Source organism: Bradyrhizobium sp. NBAIM18 (genome assembly GCF_020193825.1).
GTDB classification, from domain to species: Bacteria; Pseudomonadota; Alphaproteobacteria; order Rhizobiales; family Xanthobacteraceae; genus Bradyrhizobium; species Bradyrhizobium yuanmingense.
Genome location: NZ_JADYVO010000051.1, coordinates 1 through 5526, shown reverse-complemented (window position 1 = coordinate 5526; position 5526 = coordinate 1). Strand labels below are relative to the sequence as shown.

Annotated in this window: 4 protein-coding genes and 1 pseudogene; 3 read left to right on the top strand and 2 right to left on the bottom strand. The window is 57.9% G+C overall.

The window, feature by feature from the left end; all coding sequences use genetic code 11:
• Positions 1-358 precede the first annotated feature (358 nt).
• Positions 359-583: a hypothetical protein gene (locus tag I6F17_RS37260; RefSeq protein WP_109146016.1), complete on the bottom strand. Its 225-nt coding sequence runs from the start codon at positions 581-583 to the stop codon at positions 359-361.
• A 1157-nt stretch (positions 584-1740) separates the two neighbouring features.
• On the opposite strand from I6F17_RS37260, the gene I6F17_RS37255 reads away from it, so the two are divergent.
• Positions 1741-1956 (top strand): hypothetical protein, encoded by a 216-nt coding sequence (locus I6F17_RS37255; RefSeq protein WP_036046582.1) that lies wholly within the window; start codon positions 1741-1743, stop codon positions 1954-1956.
• A 454-nt stretch (positions 1957-2410) separates the two neighbouring features.
• Here the strand turns inward: I6F17_RS37255 and I6F17_RS37250 are convergent, their stop codons facing one another.
• The gene (locus tag I6F17_RS37250; RefSeq protein WP_157785314.1) at positions 2411-2575 is read right to left on the bottom strand and encodes a hypothetical protein; all 165 of its coding nucleotides are present in this window, start codon (positions 2573-2575) and stop codon (positions 2411-2413) included.
• Between the two features lie 225 nt (positions 2576-2800).
• Between I6F17_RS37250 and I6F17_RS37245 the strand changes: the two are divergent.
• Positions 2801-3592 (top strand): annotated as a pseudogene (locus I6F17_RS37245) (outer membrane beta-barrel protein); the annotation flags it as partial.
• Between the two features lie 559 nt (positions 3593-4151).
• Positions 4152-4538: a hypothetical protein gene (locus I6F17_RS37240; RefSeq protein WP_036046585.1), complete on the top strand. Its 387-nt coding sequence runs from the start codon at positions 4152-4154 to the stop codon at positions 4536-4538.
• Positions 4539-5526 lie beyond the last annotated feature (988 nt).

Below are 5526 nucleotides of genomic sequence, written 5' to 3'. Positions count from 1 at the left end.
CGTGCGGCTCTTCAAGCTCGCCACAATCGCATGACGATCAACCCCGTTGCCCACGTCACGAGGGCCGCGTAACATTCATTCCGGCAACGTCGATCCGACCTAGTTCAACAGCGATCGGGACATCCCCGGCTGGTACGCCGCGACGCTCATTGGAACGAGGGCCCGGAATCACCATCGGCCCCTTTGGCCAGTGCCCACGGCAGTAACCAGCATTATTGAGGATTGGATTGAGGGCGTCATCATCTTAACCGACAACGATGAGAACCTGGAGGAGATTGCCGCGCTTCACTAGGGCAACGGGCCGACCTGTATGGCGCAACCTGACTGAAATCCCGCGGTGATAGTGGAGCGGGCGCCACTACGTCTTGGCTGACGCGCGGAATTTTTCAGCATTCTCCGCGGCCACAGCTAAGGATCGAGATAACTCACGTGCCTGCCCCGCCGTCACCTGGAGGTGAACGCCGACGACGCTCGCGATGGCAATGGAGATTTCATCATCTATCTGCTCAACTATGATGGCAGCCGACTTGTCGATCTCGATCTCGGCAATACGTCCAATGATAACATCCTGTTCATTCGCCATCACGACACGGCCTCCATTTGTGGTCGGTTCGGCTGGAGGTGCAGCGGCGGGACCCTATCCGTAGAATCGAATCAAAAGGCGGATAGCAAAGAACGCCCCCGCAGCTACCACTGCCGTCATGGCTATCGCGAAAGCTATTCTAGCGGCTTGGATGGTGATCTCTTGGCGTTAATTCGAGGGGGCGATCTTGGTGGGCAGATTCACATGCTTCCGCCCCTTACGAGTGACGGTCGCGATGAGGCATTATCGCCAAAGGCGAACTGCGACGCACCTACCAAGATGGTGGGGTATTATGAAGATTTAACGGCCTTGCTGTGGCAATACCATCCGCTCAATCCTGCCTTTTGACATACTGAAGGAACACACCGGGAGGACAATTTGCCTTACACAATCGTCTTTACACAACACCTCCACCCCAGCCACTGACAGTCCTTTCTGCGGCGAGCGGCCACAGGCCTACCGTGGTATTTTGCACCATTGCCGCCATCTCCACCGTTGAGGCCAGCAGTGCCATTCAAGGCCCGGAAAGCTACGGGTCCAACCGCGAAATCGCGATCGGCCACAAACGGTAGTCGTCCGGAATTCCCTCAACCTGAGGATCGCTCTAGAATTTATCGCGATGGTTATTGGGTTTCGGAATAATGTGGGAAGCGCCAACAAGAATAACGGAGAATGAGGGATATGAGCCTGGAGCGCCAGTACCGAGAGCTAAAGGATTTGCAAGAAAAGGTCCGTCAACGCGAAGGGAAGAATTGGTCCCGGCGGTCCCTCGAAAGGCAGTCGGTGTGGCGAGAGGTTCTTCTCTCAATTCCGGGACACATCACCTCCGAGCCATGCCTGGTGCGTGATCTATCCAGTAGAGGCGCTGGCATTCAGCTTAACGGACTCACGCTTCTGCCGACGGAGTTTTCGCTTTCTTTCGATGGGTTTCGCACCACCTCTCCTTGTCGCCTCATGTGGCGACAGGGAGACTTTATCGGGGTGGCGTTCCAAAACACGGACCGTTATTCAGCCCTCGTGAAGCCAAATACGAAGCCTGTTTTGCGGTAGTAGCGCCTTGCGTCAGCTTCCCGCACCGAGAAAATGAGTAGTTGCTAAATCGCGCAAATTGAGATGAATATGCCCACTGGCTGGAGGCAAAGCCCCAGAGGCCGGCTATGCCAAGGACCATTCGTGAACAGCTCGAAGAAGTGGAGCGAGATATCACGCTTTACAATGAATTCGCAGAGGCTGAGAAAGCTCGCTTCAAACTTGAGTGTTTCCTTTGGACCGCGGAAGAACGCATCGAATGGCAGGAGACGCAGCGTTCGATTGCCGAGTACCTCAGGGAGCTCCACGACAAGCGCATCTTGCTTGATGAGCTTGAAGAATGACCTAGTGCTTCGCCGCCGTAGGCATACGATGAAGGCGCCAGATTGGCACATGCACGTGAGAGTCGGGCTTGCCAAAATACCTCCCGGCCCGGGGCGAGCGTACGCACGTCTTCCGCTAGGGGAACGAACACTGGTGCTACACAACACGGACAAAAGACACTCACGTCGTCTTATGGGTCTTTCTGAAACACGCCTTGGCGACTGCTGGCGCAAATTGCGCTAATTAAGGCCGCATTCGCCCGATGAGCCACAGCTCGACTGCGGCTTTGTGCGTCCATTTCCGCGCCAATTTTCCTCGCGTCTTCTGGCCGATTTCTAGCTGGTTCGCAGCGCAGTCAAAGGCCGAAAGGGAAAGCGCGAGATATGCGCAAGGTGCGCAGTCCCGCGATCCCGGGCCGCCTCGGCTTTCCCAAAGTACCTTTGCAACCGATTGCCCTCGGCGGCCTCGCGCGGGTCAATCGACCCACGTCGCGCGCCATCCCTTGCGCTCGGCATCAGAGACCACGCGCTGCCGATCCCAGCCGAGCATGTAGCTGAGGATGGGGTGTGTTCGGATCACGCGGCTTGTCGGTCCTAGGACTACAGCAGCGTGGAAGTGCGGCGCATCGATCACGATCATCGGCCGTGCCCTTGTCGGCGCAGGTCTCGTCTAATCCGGCCAGCTCGATCTTGAGCGCTTGGTCCCGGTAGCCGAACGTACTGCACCGGCTGCGCTGGCTGTCGGCATTGAGACCATTGTCAGCAACTTGACGCCGGACGCCGCGACGAAGTGCCTGCAGAGCCCGCGAATTCACTTCGGCACGCGACTTGCTCTCTTTGCCGCATCATCACCAATCGCAGTGCGATGGTCTTCGGGACGGACTCGGCGCGCGTCGGTGTTAGCGTCTGGTCCGCCCCGACGGTTTTGCTGCGCGATAACTTAAGGGCGCTCGGTCGTGGACCGAGAAAATACAGGGACGTGTTGGATGCGATCTGGAGTTCTTCTTTTGGGAGCCACGACAATTGCGCTCGTCGCAACCGATGCAACGAATGCGGCAGACCTCGAGCCAGGAGTGAAACTGCCACCGGCGGCTATATTGGCGGGCACGTCGGCGGCGGCTACGGCCGCACCTCCTTCAGCAATCCCTACGGTCCGTCGATCTATGGCGATGTCGTCGATACCCCAGTGTTCCTCGCCGGTGGCCAGATCGGCTACAATTGGCAGAAGAACGGTTGGGTATTTGGTGTCGAACTGGATGCCAGCGGTGCTGTCTCCGACGGGACAAATACCTGCCTCGCCGCCTCCGGCTTTATTGTGAGCGCAAACTGCAAGGCAGGTCCCAACGTCTTTGCCACCGGGACCGGTCGCGTCGGTTACGCGTTTGGCGCGCTGGGCCACACGCCGGCCTATCTCAAGGGAGGCGTCGCTTGGCAAAACAACCGGGGCGACGTCGTCAACAACTTCGAAGGCGGGTCGCCACAGGAGAAAGCCCACTTCGACTATGGTCGCCTTGGCGCCACCATCGGGCTGGGCGTCGAGCAAGCGCTTACGCCTGCATGGTCGGTGAAAGCTGAGTATGACTATCTGCATTTCGGCGGACCGAGTGTCGCGACTCCTCCGACGGAGCAGAACCCGCCGTTCGCAATTCTTCCGGCGAACACAACGGGCCTCTCCAGCAACTATCACATCGGAAAGATCGGCTTGAACTACCATTTTGGCTCCGACCCATGGACGGCGCAATGGTCGGATGCGCCGCTGTACGCGAAAGCACCCGCCGGTGCGCCGATCCGGTGTAGCCGGTGTAGGCCACAGGCTGGTTGGTTCATTCCCGTGCCAGCGCTGAGCAGCTTGGGGTTTTCTTTGTGGAACCTGACGAGCTCGATCAGGTTTTCGATGCCAAAGTCGCAGAACGCCTGAACACCATCTTCGCCGACTCCATAGACCCACTGGTCGCTCTCTACACGGCTTTTGCGACATGCCGATTCAGACTCTCCGCGAAATATAGCCATCGGAGCACCTACCGGGAATCTGGCAGACTGAACAATCCGCCTCCAGCATTGGTCACGTCAAATGTCGTCCTTAAGTCAGGTCCTTGCGATCAGGGCTACCAAAAGTGGCAGGTGTCCCATATTGGAGATCGTGTTACCCTCTGAAGGTTGATTGAGCTGAGCCGCGAAACCAATCACAACGTTACAGTTCAGAGAGGAGACGTTCAATGGCATCGAGCGTAGCTGAAGACGAGAAACGCCGTACACAGCAAGCGCCGCAAGTGACCCAGGCATCGGCTGCTGGGCCAGGTGGCGCCGCCGAGCACACTAAGCAGTCGACGGCAGCCACGCGCGCTTCATTCGTGTTTGCAGATTGGCAGAAGTCGATCGAAGCAACGACAAACTTCTTCGCGGCGGCTTTGAAAGACGGTTTGAGATTGACTGCTTCCTCTTTGCACGATCACGCCAATTTTCTAAAAGTCGTTGCTGAGGTCAAAACGCCCTCCGAGTTGCTGAAAAGCTATCTGGACTTGGCAGAGCGATCTTGGTCGAGATCGTTCAGTGAAGGCTCGAAGTTGTTGGATAATCTCAAGATACAACAACATCAGCGTTGAGCAGTCGAATCGTGTAGATCATATAAGCGACGACGAGCTTGGGGCCGTCGCCTAGTACTTTCCCAAGATCGTCTGATCGGCCAGTTCTGATGGCAATGCGCCTTCGGTAAAGCAAAGCATTTTCGAGCGGCCGGTGGTCAGCTCATTGTCGCCGTTTGCTGAAAACGGACGCGGGTGTAAGAGCAGGAAGGCCGTCCAGGCATTGGTGCCCGCAATTTGTATTATAAGGCCACGATCGGAGCAGCGACAGCATTGCTTATGTGCCGGTCCGCACCGTGGCTGCAGGCGCACCTTGAAAGAACTCGGAAGCCGCGAGCCAAAGGCCGCTGGCGGCGTGGGTTCCTTGGCATTAGCGCCTCGATTTCTGTCCTGGGCCAGCCATTAGGGATACGCTGAAGCGTTGTGGTGATCATGCGAATGATCGACGTTGTTCATATTCGCAGTCTGCAGCAGTGATGATCACCGCTTTTCATCCGCGAGCTCGCTGATTATGCCGCAAGCCGGATTATGCCGCATGAGCAGTCTTCTTCGCTTCGAGGCTGGCACCCGTTGGTCGCCACGTCGCTGCGCGGGGACCAGGTCGCCGCTGGCATGGCACTGACCAAGCGGCTAGTTCCGAACGACGCAACGCACGTGCCCGCGGCTGCTCGGCAGCTGTGGAGGGGCACCAGCGCAGCATAGCTGGCATAGGAGAGCCAACGGGTTCTTTCATAGCCGTCGGCGTAGACGGCGTTGATGGTCTCGGGCGTTAGATGGCGATGAAAGGCGGACGTTCTCCGTCGAGTCGCCACCGAGAAGTCGCCCCGCGGCGGGCGCACGCGGCAGCCTTCTCCCTTGCGTGTTTCATGCAGTGCGTTAGGACGTACGCCTCCGTTGACGGCCGCCTTGTTTGACGGAGGCGAGCGCTGCAGGTCCTAGGGGTAATCCTAGGAGAAGCGCTATGACGATTTCGCGGGCAGAGGTGATCACATCGGTCGAGCGGCGGCGG